The organism is Flavitalea plasmicola, from assembly GCF_030546645.1.
Taxonomy (GTDB): domain Bacteria; phylum Bacteroidota; class Bacteroidia; order Chitinophagales; family Chitinophagaceae; genus Puia.
In genome coordinates, this window is record NZ_JAUOTO010000004.1 from 195,418 (window position 1) to 215,950 (window position 20,533).

At 50.5% G+C, this 20,533-nt stretch carries 15 protein-coding genes; 13 read left to right on the forward strand and 2 right to left on the reverse strand.

The window, feature by feature from the left end; all coding sequences use genetic code 11:
- Window positions 1-3 precede the first annotated feature (3 nt).
- From Q4E93_RS15090 to Q4E93_RS15100, 3 genes are all read left to right on the forward strand, one after another.
- On the forward strand, window positions 4-1,065 hold the full coding sequence (locus Q4E93_RS15090; protein ID WP_303586541.1) for a glycoside hydrolase 5 family protein: 1,062 nt from the start codon (window positions 4-6) through the stop codon (window positions 1,063-1,065).
- 3 nt (window positions 1,066-1,068) lie between these two features.
- Window positions 1,069-2,109, forward strand: coding sequence for a LacI family DNA-binding transcriptional regulator (locus Q4E93_RS15095; RefSeq protein ID WP_303586543.1), 1,041 nt, complete (start codon window positions 1,069-1,071; stop codon window positions 2,107-2,109).
- 77 nt (window positions 2,110-2,186) lie between these two features.
- A complete protein-coding gene (locus Q4E93_RS15100) occupies window positions 2,187-2,927 on the forward strand; it encodes a hypothetical protein (RefSeq protein ID WP_303586545.1) in 741 nt (246 codons plus the stop codon).
- A gap of 25 nt (window positions 2,928-2,952) precedes the next feature.
- Here Q4E93_RS15100 and Q4E93_RS15105 read toward each other — a convergent pair whose 3' ends face one another.
- Complete coding sequence (locus tag Q4E93_RS15105; RefSeq protein ID WP_303586547.1) at window positions 2,953-3,726, reverse strand: hypothetical protein; 774 nt, start codon at window positions 3,724-3,726, stop codon at window positions 2,953-2,955.
- 247 nt (window positions 3,727-3,973) lie between these two features.
- Between Q4E93_RS15105 and Q4E93_RS15110 the strand changes: the two genes are divergently transcribed.
- From Q4E93_RS15110 to rbp, 4 genes are all read left to right on the forward strand, one after another.
- Complete coding sequence (locus tag Q4E93_RS15110; protein ID WP_303586549.1) at window positions 3,974-4,540, forward strand: CDP-alcohol phosphatidyltransferase family protein; 567 nt, start codon at window positions 3,974-3,976, stop codon at window positions 4,538-4,540.
- 110 nt (window positions 4,541-4,650) lie between these two features.
- Window positions 4,651-7,107, forward strand: coding sequence for a TonB-dependent siderophore receptor (locus tag Q4E93_RS15115; RefSeq protein ID WP_303586550.1), 2,457 nt, complete (start codon window positions 4,651-4,653; stop codon window positions 7,105-7,107).
- Between the two features lie 224 nt (window positions 7,108-7,331).
- On the forward strand, window positions 7,332-7,580 hold the full coding sequence (locus Q4E93_RS15120) for a hypothetical protein (protein ID WP_303586552.1): 249 nt from the start codon (window positions 7,332-7,334) through the stop codon (window positions 7,578-7,580).
- A gap of 178 nt (window positions 7,581-7,758) precedes the next feature.
- On the forward strand, window positions 7,759-8,073 hold the full coding sequence (gene rbp / locus Q4E93_RS15125) for an RNA-binding regulator (protein ID WP_303586554.1): 315 nt from the start codon (window positions 7,759-7,761) through the stop codon (window positions 8,071-8,073).
- Between the two features lie 33 nt (window positions 8,074-8,106).
- On the opposite strand, the gene Q4E93_RS15130 is transcribed toward rbp, so the two are convergent.
- Entirely contained in the window at window positions 8,107-10,890 is a 2,784-nt protein-coding gene (locus Q4E93_RS15130) for a hybrid sensor histidine kinase/response regulator transcription factor (protein ID WP_303586556.1), read from the reverse strand.
- 302 nt (window positions 10,891-11,192) lie between these two features.
- Between Q4E93_RS15130 and Q4E93_RS15135 the strand changes: the two genes are divergently transcribed.
- The 6 genes from Q4E93_RS15135 to Q4E93_RS15160 are packed head-to-tail and all read left to right on the forward strand — an operon-like array spanning window position 11,193 to window position 20,512.
- Window positions 11,193-12,524 (forward strand): sugar porter family MFS transporter, encoded by a 1,332-nt coding sequence (locus Q4E93_RS15135; protein ID WP_303586557.1) that lies wholly within the window; start codon window positions 11,193-11,195, stop codon window positions 12,522-12,524.
- Between the two features lie 28 nt (window positions 12,525-12,552).
- On the forward strand, window positions 12,553-13,467 hold the full coding sequence (locus tag Q4E93_RS15140) for a carbohydrate kinase family protein (RefSeq protein WP_303586558.1): 915 nt from the start codon (window positions 12,553-12,555) through the stop codon (window positions 13,465-13,467).
- A 56-nt stretch (window positions 13,468-13,523) separates the two neighbouring features.
- Window positions 13,524-16,673: a SusC/RagA family TonB-linked outer membrane protein gene (locus Q4E93_RS15145; protein WP_303586559.1), complete on the forward strand. Its 3,150-nt coding sequence runs from the start codon at window positions 13,524-13,526 to the stop codon at window positions 16,671-16,673.
- 17 nt (window positions 16,674-16,690) lie between these two features.
- Window positions 16,691-18,442, forward strand: a complete 1,752-nt coding sequence (locus tag Q4E93_RS15150) for a RagB/SusD family nutrient uptake outer membrane protein (protein ID WP_303586561.1) — start codon at window positions 16,691-16,693, stop codon at window positions 18,440-18,442.
- 1 nt (window position 18,443) lies between these two features.
- Window positions 18,444-20,003 (forward strand): glycoside hydrolase family 32 protein, encoded by a 1,560-nt coding sequence (locus Q4E93_RS15155; protein ID WP_303586563.1) that lies wholly within the window; start codon window positions 18,444-18,446, stop codon window positions 20,001-20,003.
- Between the two features lie 11 nt (window positions 20,004-20,014).
- Window positions 20,015-20,512 carry a peroxiredoxin family protein gene (locus tag Q4E93_RS15160; RefSeq protein ID WP_303586564.1) on the forward strand — a complete coding sequence of 166 codons (498 nt, stop codon included), beginning with the start codon at window positions 20,015-20,017 and terminating at the stop codon, window positions 20,510-20,512.
- The last annotated feature ends 21 nt before the right edge of the window (window positions 20,513-20,533 follow it).

Below are 20,533 nucleotides of genomic sequence, written 5' to 3' on the forward strand. Positions count from 1 at the left end.
GGCATGAAACATAAATTGATCATACTGGGCGTGATTGCACTGGGGCTGACGATGCGGCCGGCGGTGGCACAAAGCAAGATCTGGCCGGCGGATAAAGCCAATACCTGGTACCAGGAGCACAAGTGGCTGACGGGCGCCAATTATATTCCTGCGAATGCCATCAATCAGCTGGAGATGTGGCAGTCGGAGACATTTGATCCTGCGACCATTGACAAGGAGCTGGGCTGGGCGCAGCGCATCGGTTTCAACACGATGCGGGTATTCCTCCATTCCGTGGCCTGGAAGGTCGATCCGACGGGATTTAAGAAGAGGGTGGACCAGTTCCTGACCATTGCGGAGAAGCATCATATTCAGCCGATGTTTGTATTCTTTGACGATTGTTGGGCGAAGACGCCGGCACCCGGTGTGCAGCCGGCTCCCAAGCCGGGCGTCCACAATTCCGGCTGGGTGCAGGATCCGGGGCAGCCTGCATCTACCGACCCAGGTAATTTTCCCCAGCTGGAAAAATATGTAAAGGATGTGCTGACCACATTTGCCCATGATAGAAGGATCCTTTTGTGGGACCTGTATAATGAGCCGGGCAACAGCGGGAAGAAGGATGCTTCGCTGGCGTTGCTGTCCAAGGTGTTCGAATGGGCCTGGGCGGTGCGTCCGGACCAGCCTGTCAGCGCGGGCCTTTGGAGCTGGGAGCTGGAGAAGCTGAATGCTTATCAGCTTGCCAATTCAGACGTGATCACTTATCATGATTATGAAGAGCTGCCCTGGCATCAGCGGGTGGTGGAGCTGCTGAAGGCGAACGGCAGACCCCTGATCTGTACGGAGTATATGGCCAGGACGAGGAACAGCCGGTTCTCCACTATCCTTCCCATGCTGAAGAGAGAAAAGGTAGGTGCCATCAACTGGGGTTTTGTGGAAGGGAAAACGAATACCATTTATGCGTGGGACACGCCTATACCGGATGGCAGCCAGCCTATCGAATGGTTCCATGACATTTTCCGTAAGGATGGAACGCCTTACAGGCAGGATGAGGTAGATCTGATAAAGAAGTTAAATGGGGCAGATTGACCCATGAGCGATAAGATCTCCAAGGTGACCATTATGGATATTGCCCGGGAATTAAACATTACTGCGGCTACTGTATCCCGTGCATTGAATGATCATCCGGGCATCAAGGAGTCTACCAAGAAAGCAGTCCGGGAGACGGCTGTCCGTCTCAATTATAAACATAACAGGATCGCATCCTCACTCAGGCTGGGCAAATCAAATATTGTCGGGGTCATTATTCCCAGCGCGGAGATCAATTTCTTTGGCTCTGTCGTCCATGGGATCGAGAAGGTTGCCAATGAGAATAATTATACGGTGCTGATCTACCAGTCGAATGAGCTGTATGAATATGAGAAAAAGGGTGTGCAAACCTTTTTGCAATCCCAGGTGGATGGGGTATTGGCTTCCATTTCGAAGGAGACGATCAATTTGGATCACTATAGCGAGGTGCGCAACCGGGGGATCCCGCTGGTGCTGTTCGACAGGACGGACGACAAGCTGGGGGTTTCATCTGTGGTGGTGGACGATTTTGCGGGCGCCTACCAGGCTACCAGCCACCTGATAGAAAACGGATGCCGCCGTATAGCGCATATTGCCGGGCAGCAGCACGTGAATATTTTTAATCTGCGATTGAAAGGATATATAGAAGCGTTGAACGTCCATAACATTCCTGTCAATGATGACCTGATCGTGTATGGAAAGGTGAGCATCGATTCCGGGAGGGACTGTATGCGGCAATTGTTGACGGGTGGAATATTGCCTGATGCCGTCTTTGCCGTGGAAGACTTTACTGCGTTGGGGGCGATACAGACGATGAAGGCGGCGGGCTTGAAAATTCCAGGGGATATCGCCATCATTGGTTTTGCCAATGAGGCATTCGGGGAGTACATCACTCCTTCTCTTTCCACGGTCAACCAGCAGACGGTGACGATGGGGGAGGAGGCGGCCCGGCTGTTGTTCGACGGGCTTCGCAGCGGAGAGACCTTTCATGCGCATCCGCGTAAGCTGGTGCTAAAGCCGCAGCTCATCTGCAGGCAGTCGAGCGTTAAATTTCCCGGCCCATAGAAGGAGGGAAATCATTTGGACGAAGGAAGAATTCTTATTATTTTGACGGTATTAACCATCCAATTCCTTTGCCAAATATGCTTAAAAGACCACTTTTCTTTATTTATAGCATTATTGTCCTGCTGGTGTTTGCCTGTTCAAGCGCTCCTGACATCAAAGAAAAAGCTACAGCGGGCCCTTCGGGAAGGGACGTTCTCCGTGCGCTGGGCAGGAGCTGTGATACTACTTATGCATTCATCGATGATTCCTTAGAATTTGATCATGACACGGGCTATGTGGTGGATGCGCCCTATGATGAGCCTTATTTAGATGATCATGAACACCGGCGGCTGACGAAGGGGAAATGGGAGATTGCTACGTATAAGCAGACGGGGCCGGAGTCGTATGTGAAAGATGAAAAGAAGAAGCTGCCCCTATATTTACCGGTCAGGATCGTCCATAGTTATATTGGGGAGGCCAAAAAGTCCTTGCATGGATGGCGGGGCCATCTCCTGGTGGCTCCCGTCGGTTCCGAGGAGCGATTTGTTATCAATGTCGATAATTTTACGTTGAAGGAAGTCAGGCAATGCGACCTGGAGCAGAAAGCAAGGAATCATTTCTGCGCAAAGGCTACGTACGTACCATCACCGGATGAGGGGAAGCGACCGCTTTCGACCGGATATGATGAGCAGTCGATCGAGGTGCCGACCGGCGCCACCTTAATCATTGCCGGATATGACGCTGAGCGGAAGCTGATCCGGGCGGGGATCTATAACAAGTCGGGGCAATTCGTCGGGGACGGGCAATTTTATGAAGGGACATTGGTGGCGGCGAATTGACAAATGGTTTTTATGATTTGTGGTTTTATAAGGAGATGCCCACGCCTACGGTCAGGTTGAGGGTACTCATATTCTGTTTGTAATCCCGTGTCTCGCTGGTGATGGAAGGCGGTGAGCCTGCATTGGCAGGCGAGATGACCCCGGGGATCACCAGGTCGTTGGCGACGATGACGGTCTGCGTGACGTGTTTGAAGTTGGGGTCCAGGTACCAGAAGTCAAGATTGGCTAACAAATTCAGCTGCTTGTTGAGGTGATAGACGATACCGGCCTTTGCCGTAGCGGAAAAAGAGACAGCATGTTCTTTATTGACCTTTGCCTGGACGAAGCTGGTCGCGCCCGTATGGGCTGTATCAAGTATTCCCAGCACCGTATACTCGGGGAGATAGCAATTGGCGGTTCCCAGGGATAGTTCCATGCGGACATCGAGCTTAGAGGCGGCGGGCAGGATGTAATAGACGCCGGCCATTGCGGACAGGGCTTTCCAGCTGCTGTTGGACGAAGACCAGGTGTAGAGCGGGTAGATCTTCCGGAGAGCGGATGAATTGGCGTTCTTATCGATGCCGTTCAGGCGGCCTCTGATCCCGATGGTCAATCCCCAATGGTTGTCTTTCAGGAGGTGGGAGTAGCCCAGTTCCGCCAGGCCTCCGGGATTGGCCAGTCCTGATGCGGGATCATTGACATCTTTACTGGCGAATTTGCCGATGGGCAGGGCTCCGCCAAGGGAGAGGTGCAATGAGTTGTTCTGGGACCAGGCGGGGGTGGTGGATAGCAGGATAAGCAGTAGCAGGAGGTATTTCATGTAATAGGTTTTTTTAATGTGGGTTCAAATGTTGCGGGATAAATGTAGAAAAATGTAGCTACAAGAAAGATACCAAAGAAATTTTTAACAAGCGGACAACAAGGAAGCGGTGCTGCGGGCGGCATCTGTTGTAAATTTTCCCCAGTATTGGGGTAGAGCGATCATCTTTTTTGTATATATGAGGACCAGCGCATCGGAAATATATCGTTAACTTTCAGCTGGAGGCGAGCGCTGTTTGATATGAGCCATGCAAAAAAAGAGCTATTATATCGTCAATGCCATTACCGTATGGCGGGTGGTGATGGCGCCGCTGGTCATCTTCCTGGCAATCCATGGCGACGAAGGGCTGTTCAAGTGGTTCCTGGCCGTTAGTTTTCTTACGGATGCGGTGGATGGAACGTTGGCCCGTCGGTATCATATTTCCAGCAAGATGGGGGCGAAGCTTGATTCCATTGGAGACGACCTCACCATCCTGGCGGCTTTTGTGGGTATGCTGGTATTCCATATGGCGCTTGTGCGGGCAGAAATTATTCCGCTTGCGGTATTGGCCGGGCTTTATCTGCTGCAGATGATCCTGGCGTTGAAGCGCTATGGCAAGATGACGGCCTTTCATACCTTGCTTGCTAAAACAGCCGCAGTTCTGCAGGCTGTTTTTTTGCTCACCTTATTTTTTTGGCCGGGCGCCCCGAGGATCATTTTTTATATAGCGGCCGTGCTGACGGGCCTCGACCTGATCGAGGAGATCATCCTTATCTGCCTATTACCGGAATGGAGATCGGATGTGAAGGGGTTGTATTGGATATGGAAGAAGTGATGTATTTCCTCATTCCGTAAACACATTTTCCTGATAGCTACTCCATTTCTTTGAAGGTTGCAACACTTTTGCGGCTCAATACCCCATCACCTTCAATGAAATTTACTCCCATGCATAAACTGCTGATCAGCCTATCAATTTTAACGTCATTTGGCATTCCCTGTATTGCCCAGCATGCAACCATAAAAGGAAAGATCACGAATGGCGCCGGCAGACCCGCCGAGTTCCTGAATGTCGCATTAAAAGGAACGAATAAGGGCGGAATGAGTGATGAGACCGGAGTATACAAAATTGAGGATGTCACTCCCGGCACTTATACATTGGAGTTAACAGGCATCGGCATCCGGAAAAGGAGCGAAGCCATTGTAATCAGGCAGGGGCAGGATGTCTACCGGGTCGATTTTACGATCGAAGAGAATATTGGCAAGCTGGATGAAATGGTGGTGCGTGGCTACAGGGAGCGGACTTATAGGAATGAAATGTCCATTGCGGCGGCCAAATCACCCATTGCCCTGAAAGACCTGCCACAATCAGTCAGCTATGTTACGAAGGAATTGATCATCGACAGGCAGGCTTTCCGGGTAAACGATATCCTGAAGAACATAAGCGGGGTAAGCCTTAATAATTTCGAAAACAGGTTTACGCTGCGCGGAGTGGCGGGCAACAGCTACCAGTTCATCAACGGGCTCAGAGTGAGCGGCAGGTCGTTCAACTCTCTTATCGTAAATAATCTGGAAAGGATAGAGGTGATGAAAGGACCGGCATCGGCATTATATGGGAATACCGAGCCGGGCGGCTCCATCAATTATGTGACTAAGAAAGCCTTGACCGTAAACAGGAATTCCGTGAATATTTCTGCCGGCAGCTGGCAAACATTAAGAAGTTACATCGACCTGACGGGGCCGCTGAACGGAGAAAAAACATTGTTGTACCGGGTAAATGGCGCTTATCAAAACACGGCCACGTTCAGGGACCTGCAGGGAAGGGAAGACATATCCATTGCTCCTACCATTGCGTTTGTGCCCGATGACAGGACGAGGATCGATGTGGATTTCGTGTATAGTGTAATCAATGGAAGGACGGAGAGAGGGCAGCCGCTGTATGGGCCTTCTACCGATGGCGCCAGCCGTTTGTTTACGACGCCCATTTCGCAAAGCATGTCAAGGGCGAGCGATTACCTGAGAGAAAGGACCTTTTACCTGTCGGCCATCATGAACCATAAGCTCACCAATAATATTTCATGGAATGTATCTTACCTGAAGTACAGGTTCTTCGAGGATATGGTCGAGCATCGGGGAGGAAATGCCTATGCCCTCGACAGCGCGGGCAAGGAGATCCCCTCTTTGTTATTGCAAAGCACTACGGAGCGGAGGCGGGTCCGGTGGGACGACAACCTGACCACCTATTTCAATATCAATGTGAGAACGGGAATGGTTGAGCATAAAATGGTAATCGGGTCCGATTACATTCAAAGTGTTGTTCCTGCAGGCACCACTAATGGCACGGCCTCGGGTTATCGAAACAAGGCAAATACCGGGTCGATCGCCAATTACGACCCTGCCAGGAAAAGCTTGTATTTGCTGGATGCCAATGGAAATCCTGTGCCCAACGTACCATTTTATAACCTGGCAAAGCCAGATTATTCCGACGCCAATACGAATAACTATTTTACGATCAGGACTGTAAATCCGCCTACGAAATATTACTCGCAGAGTATTTATGTGCAGGATCAGCTGAAATTCAAAAAGCTTCAGCTGTTGTTGGGGCTCAGGCAGGAGTTTTACACGGACTACCTGGCATACAAAACAAGCACGGAAAAGAAGGTAGAACAAAATGCATTGATCCCGCGGGTCGGGCTGGTGTATAGCATAACGCCCCAGGTGAATATTTATGCCACTTATGTAGAGGGATTCCAGCCGCAAACGGCCAGTACGATAGGTGCGCCGGATATTTATGGCGGTCCGTTCGATCCGCTGACAAGCAAGATGACAGAGGTCGGAGCGAAAAGCGAATGGCTTGATAAAAGGCTGGCCGTGAGCGTTGCCGTGTACAAAATAGAGCAGAATAATATCCTGGTCAACGCGCAGAGCACCACCAACCCGCAGCTGCTGGAACAAAGAGGTCAGGAAACTTCCAAAGGCTTCGAGTTGGAGGTTACGGGAAATATTCTGCCGAATTTGTCCATCAACGCCAATTATGCTTATAATGATGCGCGTGTCACCCGAAGTAAAACAGCTTCGGAGGTCGGCCAGTTAAAGGAAGCGGCCCCTCATAACCAGGGAGGTTTTTGGGCAAAATATACTTTCCTGAACGGAGGCATAAGAGGCTTCGGGATGGGGGCAGGTGCAAATTTCGCTTCCGACCAAAATACCAGGCTGAGCTATTTCGTACTGCCGGGCTATGCGGTGGCTGATGCCGCGTTATATTATCAGGCAAAACAAATGAAGGTTTCTTTTAACCTCAATAACATTTTTGATAAGTTATATGTGGTGTCGCAGGCAAATCCCAATATGGTGGGGCCGGGCGCACCCAGGAACTTTATGTTCAATATCGGGTATACTTTTTAATTGCTACATTAATTGACAAAAAAATTTGAAATTTTCAGATAATTGCTATCTTTAACGTGCCTCGTATCGCAGCAACAGCATAATTACTGCCTCTTCACGATAGCTGTTGAAGCGCAAGTCAAATTCATTTTATTATTGGATGCCCGATTATCGGGCGACGTTATTTGTTCAGCGTAAGGTTATTAGTCAAGAATTTAAAACATTAACAGTTTAAAATTTTAACTATGAAGCTATCTGATTTTATCTCATTGAACGAGGACGAAAAGAAAATGGCAGTTCTTCACATGGGGGTGCTGATCGCCAAAAGGAGCAGTTTCGATTCAATGGTGTTCCTTTTCCAGATGGGAAGCTATTATGTCGAAGCTATTTGCAATCCTGAGGATAAAGCGATCGAGGAATACAGGGTTTTCGACAACACCAGTTTGTTGCATCCTTACCTTGAAAGGATCCCCATCGACAGGCTTATCAATTAATTGAGCGGCGGATCAATTTAATTAATAATTGGTGTATATCAATTAATACGGTATCTTCGTACTGTTAATTTGAGTTCTGCATCAGTATTTGTTAAATTGATCCCGCTTCACAATCTGGATTTTTGTTAATCTTCACTCCTTGCTTTTCTCATATCTTTTTATTTTTTAATATTTAAGTATGAACATTTATGTTTCTAATCTGAGCTTCAACGTACAGGATGAAGACTTAAGAGAATTTTTTACTCCTTTTGGTGAAGTAACGTCAGCGAAGGTCATTATGGATAAGATCACCAACCAGTCCCGTGGATTTGGTTTTATCGAAATGTCCGATGAAGCTGCTTCCAGGAAGGCGATTGCCGAACTTGACGGTGCAACTGTCGAGGGCAGGACCATTAAAGTAAATGAGGCAAGGCCCAAAGAAGAAAGGCCTGCCCGCAGCAATAATGGCGGTGGTTACGGCAATGGCAACAACTACAACAAGAATAGATACTAATATCTGTCAATTTGTTATAAGAAGCCCCGGTCATCATCCGGGGCTTTTTTTATGCGGCGGATCCTTTTCTCTGAAGGCTTTGGGCGTAACCCCAAATTTGGATTTGAAAACCGTGGCAAAATAAGCCTGTGAAGAGAATCCGACCTTGTACGATATTTCAGAAATGGAAAGGCTTTCATTCAGCAATAGGTATTTTGCTTTTTGCAACCGGATTGTCAGGATATAATCGTTCACGTTGTAGCCGAGCAGCGCCTTTACTTTCCTATACAACTGGACCCTGGAGATCCCTATTTCCTTGCAGATATGGTCTACAGTGAAGTTCTCATTGGAAAGGTTGCTTTCCACAATGGCGGTGAATTCATTGATAAATTTCCGGTCGATCTTCGTCGATGAATTGGATCGTGCCTCCATAGGCAGTTCGCTGGTGTAATGTTCGCGGAGGATACTGCGGTTGTTGAGGAGGTTTTTGATCGTTTCTTCCAGATATTCAAGATTGAAGGGCTTGACGATAAATGCATCCGCCTTTAGTTTTATTCCCTTTATCTGATCTTCCATGGTACTTTTGGCAGTCAGCAGGATGATGGGAATATGGGATGTGCGGATATCCTGCTTCAACGTTTCTGTGAGATAAAGACCATCGTGACCGGGTAGGACGATGTCTGAGATGATCAGGTCCGGAACGATATTATATGCCTGGGAAAGACCGGTCGCGGCATTCATAGCTTCCTCCACCTCGTAATGATGACCAAGTCTTCTTTTCAGGAAGATCCTCAGGTCATCGCTGTCTTCGATAAGCAGGATCGTATTTTCTTTCTGGGCACCATCAGCCACCACTTTTTCAGCAGCTACGGATTCGAGCTCCGTCGTATATATTTTCATATCATCGTAGCTATGGGACAAAAAAGCCCTTTTGGCATGCTGTTCATTTTCCTGCAAGCGGTGCTCCAGGGGCAGGCTGACGATAAAGGTCGCCCCTTTCCATTTTTCGCTGTGGATCCCGATGGTGCCATGATGGAGGTTGATCAGCTCCTTGGAGAGTGAGAGGCCCAGGCCGGTGCCTTTAAACGTTTCCTTATGTCCCTGGTAGAATAGTTCGAAGGCATGCTCTATCTCCTCAGGGGACATACCGATGCCTGAATCCTGTACTTTGATGAGGGCCATCCCAGCTCCGTTGTCTTTCTCGATAGTGACATTGATGACGCCATGTTCTCCGGTGAATTTAAACGCGTTGGAAAGGAGATTGAAAAGTACTTTGTCCAGCATATTCACGTCAAACCAGACGGGCATGTCTCCCACCTTATTGATGATGTTGAAGGTGATTGATTTTTTTCGCGCGATCTCCCGGAAATTTTCCGCGATCTCCGTCACGAAAGCCGCGATGTTGTTTTCCGTCGCCACCAGGTTCATCTTCTGTTCCTCGATCTTCCGGAAATCCATGAGCTGGTTGATCAGGCGCAGCAGGCGTATGGCATTTTTATGGATGAGACTCAGGTTGTTTTTCAAAGTAAAATGAAGCTTGGGGGAGGACAGCATGTCTTCCAGAGGGGCCAGGATCAAGGTAAGCGGAGTGCGGAATTCGTGGGAGATATTGGTAAAGAAATTGAATTTGGCATCTGTAGCCTCTTTAGCCTTGGCCGTCATGGCAATCAATTGGTTTCGTTGTAAAAGGATCTCCTCGTTTTGCGATGCCAGTTTACGGTTGATGCGCCTGTTATGTCGCAGGAAAATGAAGGCGATGCTACCCAGCGCGAGGGCCAGGACCAGCGCGATGATGGCCGAATACAAGAGAATACCCTGGTTGTGATAGATCCTTTTTTGCTCCATCAGCAGGGCATATTGTTTTTCTATATCCTGCTGCTGAAGGTCTATCTTATCCGTCTGCAGTTTCATGATACGGACATTGGAAGAATCGATGACGACGGTGGGGAGAATATTTTCCTTATTAAAGGGCTGCTGGTTGAGGATATTAAAAGCTGTGCGAATGGCTTCTTCTCCGCCTGTGGGTGTGAGGATGGTGGCCTGCAGGACCTTGTCAGAGACAAATTGAATACCTCCACCAGGTCCCGGAAGCCCATCGACGCCAAAGAAACGGACGGATCTTTGAAGCCCCAATTGTTTATAAACTTTATAAGCGCCCAGAGCCATCGGGTCGTTCTGCGCAACGACGATATCTCCCGGCGACAGCTGGTCTTTGATCTTTGAAAATTCCGCTTCAGACTTATCTTCCAGCCAATTACCGTACAACCGGGCCTTGATATGGAGCCCGGGGTTCAGCTTAATACCCTCTTCGAAGCCTCGCTGGCGGTCGCTGGAGGGGGTGGAGCCCCGTAAACCGATGACTTCAATGATATTTCCCCGGGTCTTGAAAAGATTTGCTACATAGCTCCCGGCCGTCTTGCCTAGTTCAAAATTGTCGATCCCAATGAAACTGGTATAGAGGTTGGATGAGGTCTTCCTGTCAATGATAACTACGGGGATACCTTTATTATATGCTTCTTCCACCACGGCTGTCAACGGTTCGGCTTCATTGGGGGACACCAACAGGATGTCGATCTGCAGCCCGAGGAGCTCCTTTATCTGTTTAACCTGCAAATCGCTGTTGTCATTTGCGCTCCTGTAGATCAGCTCCGTACCGGGATGAAAGGATAATTCCCTTTGCATTCCATCCCTCATCGCCTTTTTCCAGTTTTCCGTACCTGTACATTGGGCAAAGCCGATCCTGTATTTTTTCTCCGGACTGACTCCTGAACAGGAATACAAAAATACAAGGGCGCACAACACGAGCCGGGTTCTTTTCATAGACAGCAAAGCGATCATATGGGTAAAATTGAACAAATTTTCCCGAATGCTTTTCCAAACGCGTACAAATTATTTTTAATTCCATTCCATCAGGTGCGGATGTCTCTTTCTGTAAAGGACGACCGGCTACAAATTCAGAAAAACTTGCTTCAAAAATGAAGGGACGCCGGACGCCAGGGTTTTTCTCTGCTTTTTTATTTGTTGGTAATCAATTAATTAAATTAAAATTACCAGAAGATACAATTTTCATAGTATCTGGTATTCCTTCTAAAAGACATTGATCACTTCCTGCCTACTTTACTCTCGAAATTGATTGCCATATGGATAAGAAGAAGGTTTTTCTTTGGTCGCTCGTTATTGCTTTAGGGGGATTTCTTTTCGGTTTTGACACCGCCGTTATATCCGGCGCAGAGCAATCCATACAAAAATACTGGAGCCTTAGTGCGATGCAGCATGGACTGACCGTATCGATCGCCCTGATAGGTACGGTGATTGGCGCCTTGCTTGGATCGATCCCTGCCGACAGGCTGGGCAGGAAAAAGTCGCTTTACGGGATCGCTGCGTTGTATCTTTTTTCTTCCCTGGGGACGGCCCTTGCCCCCAATTGGGGGCTTTTCCTGGTTTTCCGGTTCCTGGGAGGGTTTGGTGTGGGGGCTTCTTCGGTGACTGCGCCGATCTATATTTCCGAGATCTCGCCGGCGGCCCGGAGGGGGAAACTGGTGGGGCTTTTTCAATTCAATGTGGTTTTCGGAATCGTCGTTTCTTATTTTTCCAACTACCTTATTGGTACTGCGGGGGAGCATTCCTGGAGACTTATGTTGGGAATACAGGCGATACCCTCCGCCCTTTTCCTCCTGCTCCTACGATTTGTCCCTGAAAGTCCCCGTTGGCTGATCACAAAGAAGGGAAGGATCGACGAAGCCCGGGCCATATTCGCCGTCATCGATCCGGCCACGTCCGATGAGATAGTGAGGGAGATCCTCGATACGGAGTCAGCAGAAAAGGCTGTGATCCATGCGGATCCGCTCTTCTCCAAAAGGTATGGGAGACCGGTGATGCTGGCGATGCTCTTCGCGATATTCAACCAGGTTTCGGGCATCAATGCGATCATCTACTATTCTCCCCGCATATTTGAAATGACCGGCCTGGGTGAAAGTTCTTCCCTGCTGTCAACAGCAGGGCTGGGCGCCATCAATTTTATGTTCACGCTGCTGGCGATGAATTTCATCGACAGGATCGGTCGCCGGACCCTGATGCTCATCGGGTCATTCGGGCTCATTTTCGCTCTTGGTATGGTGGCCTGGTCTTTTTACGGGGCGCATTTTTCCGGCTGGGCCGTGCCCATCTTCCTGTTCATCTTTATCGCGTTTTTTGCTTTTTCCCAGGGCGCCGTCATCTGGGTTTTTATTGCCGAGATATTCCCCAACCAGGTGAGAGCGAAAGGGCAAACGCTGGGAAGCGCCACTCATTGGATCATGGCCGCTCTTATAGCTTTTTCTTTCCCCTACCTGGCAGAGCAGGCGGGGGGAGGCAATACATTCCTTTTCTTCTGCATCATGATGTGCCTGCAACTGGTGTTTGTCTGGAAAATAATGCCTGAGACTAAAGGCAAATCATTGGAGCAGATAGAGCATACGCTGGTATTACATTAAAACTATATAACCAACCAAAACGATTGTGATGAGCCTGCCTGAAATTAAATACCCCGTGGTCTGCTATGGAGAGATATTATGGGATATGCTTCCCGGTGAAGTGTTGCCCGGGGGGGCGCCCATGAATGTGGCCTATCATTGTATGAAGCTGGGGGTCAATCCTGCCCTGATCACGAGGGTCGGTCATGACGAGGACGGCAAGCAGCTGATCGAATTGATGGAAGGGCAGGGGATCTCCACTGATTATTTTCAAATGGACTTTATCCTGAATACAGGATTGGTAAAAGCCACCATAGGATCTAACAGAGAGGTGACCTACGATATCCTGCGGCCGGTGGCCTGGGATAACATAGAATGGGATGATGCTTTCGCAAGCCTGATGTCCGGGACGAATTATTTTGTTTTTGGCAGTCTGGCATCGCGCAGCGAGCAAAGCCGCAGTACATTATACCGTCTGCTGGAAGCAGCGAAATACAAGGTCCTGGACATTAATTTACGCTCCCCGCATTATACGCGGGCTATCATCGAGCATTTGCTGACGGACATTCAGCTGCTGAAGCTCAACCTGGATGAGCTGGAGCTGATCACCGGATGGTTTGCGGGATACCGGAACGAGCGGGACCGGATAAGGGCTCTCCAGGACAAATTTCATACACCCAATATTATTGTGACCCGTGGGGCGGAAGGTTCTTTGTTCTGCACAGAAGGGAAGATCTATGAGCATCCGGGGTACAAGATCGAACTGGCAGACACCATCGGCAGCGGCGATGCATTCCTGGCGGGTATGATCACCCGCTTATACCGGGGGGCGGCCCCCGATGAAGCCCTGGCCTTTGCCAGTGCTATGGGCGCTTTTGTCGCCAGCCGCCCGGGCCCCTGTCCCCCTTATGACATCAGTGAGATAGCCGGACTCATGAGCGCCGGCGTTGGTCAAGCAGGTTAGTCGTCACGCTAATAACCCATATAAAACCAAATGTCTAACAATTTAAAATTGCTTTTATGAAAAAATTACGGCTCTTATTACCCATGGTGCTGCTGGCTTTATCCAGTTGGGCCCAGCAGAAGACCATTACAGGGAAGGTAGTGAGCAAATTGACCCATGAGCCTTTGCAGGGCGTGTCTGTACGTGGCAAGGACCGTACTGTGGTTACCGATGCCGCCGGCGCTTTCTCCATCCCTGCCAGTCCAGGGGACGCCCTTACTTTATCGTTCGTCGGGATGAATTCCCTTGTCGTCAAGGTCACAGGCAGCACCGCCGATCTATCCCTTGTAATGGAGGAGGGCAGCAATGATCTGAATATGGTAGTAGTGACGGGATACAAATCGGAGAAAAAGGTTGACCTCACGGGGGCCGTTTCGGTGGTCAACCTGGCTACCGTAAAAAACGTCCCTGCCGCGAGCCCCATGCTTGCCTTGCAGGGACAGGTGCCGGGGTTGTATATCCAAACGGACGGTTCTCCTACGGGAGCGAACGGGGGATCACCCCAGATCCTGATCCGCGGTGTCAATACGCTGGGGAATACGAACCCATTGTATATCATCGATGGCATACCTACCACGCGGTATGAGGATTTTGCCAACCTGAATACCAGCGCCATTGCTTCGATCCAGGTGTTGAAGGACGCGTCGGCGGCTTCCATCTATGGTTCCCGGGCTTCCAATGGCGTCATTATAGTAACCACAAAAAATGGTGGTACAGGCGATAAGGTACGCATCCAGTTCAATACCAGCCTGACCATGCAAACCGAAAGGCCCTGGCAGGAAAAGGTATTGAATTCGCTGGATAGAGGAAAGGCATTGTGGCGGGCCGCTGTCAATGACAGCACGGACCCCAATAACCTGGTGAACAAGATCTATACCTATGACTGGAATGGCGACTATGCCAATCCTGTGCTCAACCAGGTGCATATTGCCCCTTTTGTAGGCGGCGACAGTACAGAGCCCGTCGGCAATACCAATTGGCAGGACGCCTTATTCAAAACGGCGACCATTACCTCCAATAATCTTTCCATTGCCGCAGGCAACGCCAAGAACGGGCTGCTGATCGACCTGGGGTATTATAATAACAATGGGCTCATCGTCTTCACTAAATTCCAGCGGTACACCGCCCGTGTCAATTCGCATACTTCCGCTTTTAACGACAGGTTGCGTATCGGCGAGAACTTCCAGCTGAGCAGGACCTCCCAGATCAATTCCACCAGCGATGTGGGTGGCGCTGCCACTCCAGGGCTGGCGCTGACCCTGTCCCCGACCATTCCTTTATACAAAACTGACGGGACCTATGGCGGACCCATCGGCGCGGGCTATACGGATAGGAACAACCCCGTGGATATGCAATACCTGAACAGGTTTAATACGCGGAACCAATTGATCGCCGTCGGAAATATTTATCTGGACCTGGAAATCATAAAGCACCTGACCTACCATACGAGCCTGGGTTTTGATTATTCGGACGCCCTTGCCAAGAATGCCGCGCTCATCGGGACAGAAGGCCCTGTCCGGAGTTTCAATAGCCTTGCTCTGCAGGATTCAAAGGATTTTACTTTTACCTGGACCAATACGCTGAACTATAATATGGAGCTGGGCAAGCACAGGCTGAACCTGCTGGCGGGAACCGAGGCGGTAAGGAACGATTTCTCCACCTTCGGCGCTGCAACGACCAATTTTGCCCTGCAGAACGCGAATTACCTGCAACTTAGCTCGGGGGTCGGCGCCCAAACGAATAATGGCGCGGCCACGGGATACCGCCTGTTGTCCCAGTTTGGAAAAGTCTTCTATGCATATGCTGACAGGTACCTTGCGTCCTTTACTATCCGCCGGGATGGCTCTTCGGTCTTTGGCACCAATAACCCCTATGGCGTTTTTCCGGCTTTTACCCTTGGATGGCGCATCAACAATGAAGCGTTCTTCAAGGATGTGAAGGCGGTGTCTAACCTGAAATTAAGAGCGGGCAGGGGAACCGTGGGCAACCAAAATATCGGCAACCTATCAGCTTATACCCTATTGCAGGCAAACTATGGGACGGCCAGCAGCGCTTTCCCTCAATGGCTGAATATCGGCACAGCCTATGATCTGGGCGGGATCAATACAGGAACGCTCCCTTCGGGCTTTGCCCAGGTGCAAAAAGGCAATCCCAACCTCAAATGGGAGCAGAGTACAGAAACCAACGTGGGATTGGATTTCGGAATGCTCGATGACAAGATCAGCGGCTCCTTCGACTATTTTGACCGGAATACCAGCGGGATCCTGATCTCTCCCCCCGTGGCGGCGGCTGTCGGAGAAGGGCAGACGGAATATTTCAATGGCGCCAATATGAATAATAAAGGTTGGGAACTGATATTGAGCTACCATAACCGTACGGCGGGCGGACTGGGATATACCATCACGGGCAATGCCAGTCATTGGAGCAATGTTATCACGAGCCTGCCGGAGAATGTTCGTCCGGCCTATCCGGGCGATGCCAACCATTCTATCGTCGGACATTCACAGTTCTCCATTTTCGGGTATAAGACCGCAGGGCTCTTTCAGACTACGGAGGAAGCCACCAAGGCGCCCACGCAGCCAGGTGTGCTTGACGGCGCCTTGAAAGGCGCAGGCCGGATCCGATATGTGGATGTGAACGGCGACGGAAAGATCGATGCCAATGACCAGACCTGGCTGGGGACTACTTTGCCGAAGGTGGAATACGGCATCCGGATCGAGCTTAACTACAAGAACTTCGATCTGTCGATATTTGGGTCGGGCGTGGCCGGCAAGACGGGCTTCGATCCCACCAAGTTCTTTAACTCCTTCGTCAATGCAAGAAGCAATTTCGGACCGGGAACACTGAGCGCCTGGACCCCGCAGCATACAGGATCCGCCACACCGGCCCTCAGTCTCCTGAACCACAACGGCGAAGACAGGACTTCGGATTTTTATTACGTGAATGCTTCCTATTTCAAGCTGCGTAATGTCACGGTGGGATATAACCTTCCCAAGAATATAGCGAGCGCCCTGAAAATGGAAGGGTTGCGCGTTTACGTTTCCGGTCAGAACCTATTGGTCGTGAAATCCAAAGCGTTCACATCCAAGGACCCTGAGCGGGCCAACACATTCGACCTTTGGCCGGTGCCGACGGCCGTCACTTTCGGGTTGAATGCCAATTTCTAACTATTAAAGATCAGATCATGCAAAACAACAGTATAAAAATATTTATAGCGGCCCTTCTCGTTCTTTCCATGGGCTGTAAGAAGTACCTGGATTATAAGCCACAGGGTTATTTATCAGCCAGTGATCTCTCTACGCCGACCGCCGTCGATGGGCTGGCTACCGCCGCCTATGCGGGCATTGCCAATGATTGGTGGGATGCTCCTATCACGAGCATGTGGGAATATGGAAGCGTACGTTCCGACGACGCATATAAAGGCGGCGGCGATATCGGCGACCAGCAGCAGATGGATAAATACGAACAATTTTACCTTGTCAATGCTTCCAACAATGGCGCCGGCGACTTTGGCTTTCCCGGCACCTGGATCAGGGCTTACTCGGCTATCTCCCGTTGTAACACGGCTTTACGGGCATTGAATAATCTAACGGACGCCCAATTCCCCAAGCGGAGCATACGGATCGGAGAAATGCATTTTTTGCGGGGGCATATGTACTTTCTGTTGAAAGTGCTGTTCAGGAACATACCCTGGTTCGATGAAACGCTGACCAACGACCAGATCCTGAAAGTGTCCAATACCATGTCCAATGATTCGCTGTGGCTGAAGATCGAAGGCGATTTCCAGGCAGCCGTGGACGCACTGCCGCTGACGCAACCCGGGGAACCCGGAAGGGCGAACCAGCTTTCTGCAAAAGCCTACCTGGCCAAAGCTTTGCTATACCATGCCTATACGCAGGACGACCAGTATAATGTCACCGGTATCGACCAGGCGAAGATGCAGCAGGTGATCTCACTCACCAATGATGTGATCAACTCAGGGAATTACGCGCTCAATTCCGACTTCGCATTCAATTTCCTCGACGGCCATGACAACAGCCCGGAGTCCGTATTCGCCATCCAATATTCCATCAATGACGGAACGGTGATCGGGGGAAGACTGAGTATGTCCACCAGCCTTAATTATTTTGCCGGCGCCCCGCAGTATGGCTGTTGCGCCTTCCATATACCCAGCCAGGAGTTGGTGAACTCTTTCGGCACCGATGCCAATGGGCTTCCCCGGTTTACCACTTTCAATAATGCCGTATTGACGGATGACAGCCTGAAAAGCAACGGGGCCCTGGTCGATCCGCGAATCGACCATACGGTGGGGATACAGGGGCATCCTTTCAAGTACAACGCCGCCCTGCCTTATGATCATAGCTGGGAACGATTAGCCGGCGTATATGGCGGGTTTGGAACGATGAAAGAGCTGCAGCTATCTACCTGCGCCTGTTTTAAGAAACTCGGACCATTTTATGGGACTTCGGTAAATATGGACATCATACGGTACGACGACGTGCTGCTGATGAATGCGGAGGCGCAGATACAAACGGGCAACCCTTCCGCTGCACTTGCCCTTATCAACCAGATCCGGACCCGTGCGGCTAATAGCACCGGATTGCTGAAAAAGGCCGATGGCACCTTCCCCAGCAATTACCGGATCGACACCTACAAGCCCGGCGTGAATATAGCCGTATGGGACCAGGCGACGGCATTCAAGGCCTTGCAATGGGAGCGCAGGCTGGAGTTTGCCATGGAAAGTCCGCGGTTCTTCGACCTGGTGCGCTGGGGCATTGCCGCCGAGACGCTCAACGGGTATTTCGCCATTGAAAAAACGAGGCATCCCTTCCTCAGCAGTGCCCAATTCACAAAGAATCAGCACGAATATTTTCCCATTCCACAGGAACAGATCACCTTTACCAACGGACTCTATAAACAGAATAAAGGATATTGACATGAAAAGAATATGGATCTCCCTGCTGACCATCCTGCCCGCTACATTTTTATCCGGGCAGGATGGCTTGAAGCCGACGCCGCAATGGCGGCCGGCTTATCATTTCACGCCACTCACCAACTGGACCAACGACCCGAACGGGCTGATCTTCCTGGATGGCAAATACCATCTCTATAACCAGCAAAACCCCTATGGCATCGGATGGGGGCACATGAGCTGGGGGCATGCCACCAGCACGGACCTGGTGCATTGGGAGCACCTGCCGCTTGCCATACCCGAGACCATCGATAAGGATACTACCTGGCGATTTTCAGGCAGTGCGGTATGGGACAAGGACAACAGCAGCGGTCTTTGTAATCCGGGCGGCTGCATGGTAGCTGTCTATACAGCCGACCAGCCTAACCTGAAGAAAGAGTCGCAATTCATTGCCTATAGCAATGACCGGGGCAGGACCTTTACCCATTATGCCAACAACCCCGTCCTTGACCTGCAGAAGAAAGATTTCCGGGATCCGAATGTCAGCTGGAGCCCGCAGTTGAATAAATGGTTGATGGTAGTGGCTTTGCCCCGGGAATACAAAGTACGGTTCTATGCTTCCACCGATCTGCGCAGTTGGGAGCTGCTCAGTGAGTTCGGGCCCGGCGGTTATGCGAATGCGCCCTGGGAATGCCCGTTCCTGGTGCCTTTGACCGTCGAGGGAAAGAAAGGGGAGGGCAGTGAAAAGTGGGTCCTGGTGGTATCCGCCGGCGGCGCCGAAAAGGGCACTTATATGCAATATTTCGTAGGGGGCTTCGACGGCAAGACCTTTACGAACGACAATCCTTCCGATGCTGTCCTCACTGTGGATTATGGGGACTGTTTTTATGCAGCCATTCCCTGGAATGGCTTGCCGGACAAGCGCAAAACTTATATAGGATGGCTCACCCCTGGCCCGCAGGCAACTTATCCCTGGACGGGTCAGATGTCCATTCCCAGGGACCTGGCGTTGCGGGAAACGCCGCAGGGGCTACGCCTTGTGCAGGCACCTGCTACCCTCATCAGGAAGAACCTTGACGGCCTCTCACATCACCGGGTGACCGAAGCCAAAGACATTGCCATCCGACCTAATGCCGTGCCGGTGCAGAAATGGAAAGCAATGCCCGGCAATGCCTACTGGATCGAGGCGGATCTGACCGTAGGGCCCGGGGCTGCTGCTGGCATCCTGCTGGCGGCTAAAAAAGATGGGGACAATGGCATTGCGGGAACCAGGATTGGGTATGATCCATCCCGCCATCAGCTGTTCGTGGATCGCAGCCATGCCGGCGGCGGGAAGATCAAAACAGGAAAAGAGATCCAAACCATCGACCTGGATACTGCCGCGTTTGCCGGCAAGACCCTCCACCTGGAAATACTGGTCGACAGGAGTTCCCTGGAAGTTTTCGCCGATCATGGACTATATGCCTTGTCAACACAGATCTTCCCGGATAAGGATGCGGACTCCATCTACTTTTTTTCCAATGGAGGGGATGCATACATACGATCTGTCAGGGTCTGGGACCTTTCACCAATTAGTCAAAAGTAATCTATCAGACAATGAGCAAGCTGAAATACGTGGTGATCGCCTGCATTCTTATCGCCTGCATGCTGCAGGTGCAGGCACAGGTGCCGGCGCAAACCATTCCTGATTTTAGTTTTTCCGGACCTGGCAAATATCCATTTACCAATAAAGACCTGGCGCAGGGTAAACCGCTGTTCTTTCTCTTTGTGGACCCCGGCTGCGACCATTGCCAGCGTGCGGTGCAGGCTATCGGAGAGCATTTTGCAGCTTTCAGGAATGCAGCCTTATATGTGATCAGCCTGGAAACCCGGGAGAAGCTCGGCTTATTCATGGATAAATATGCCAGGACGATGAAGGGATGGAAGAATGTGTTGCTGTTGCAGGATAACCTGAACCAGTTCATCGTAAGGTTCAAGCCCCGCCGATATCCTGCTATGTTGCTGTATTCGCCAAAGGGGCAGTTGATAGATTATGAAGACAATGCAGCGTCGGTGTTCCGTTTTGTCAAGCCGCTGGGGGCCGGGACGAAATGATCCGCCGGCGGGAAAATGAAT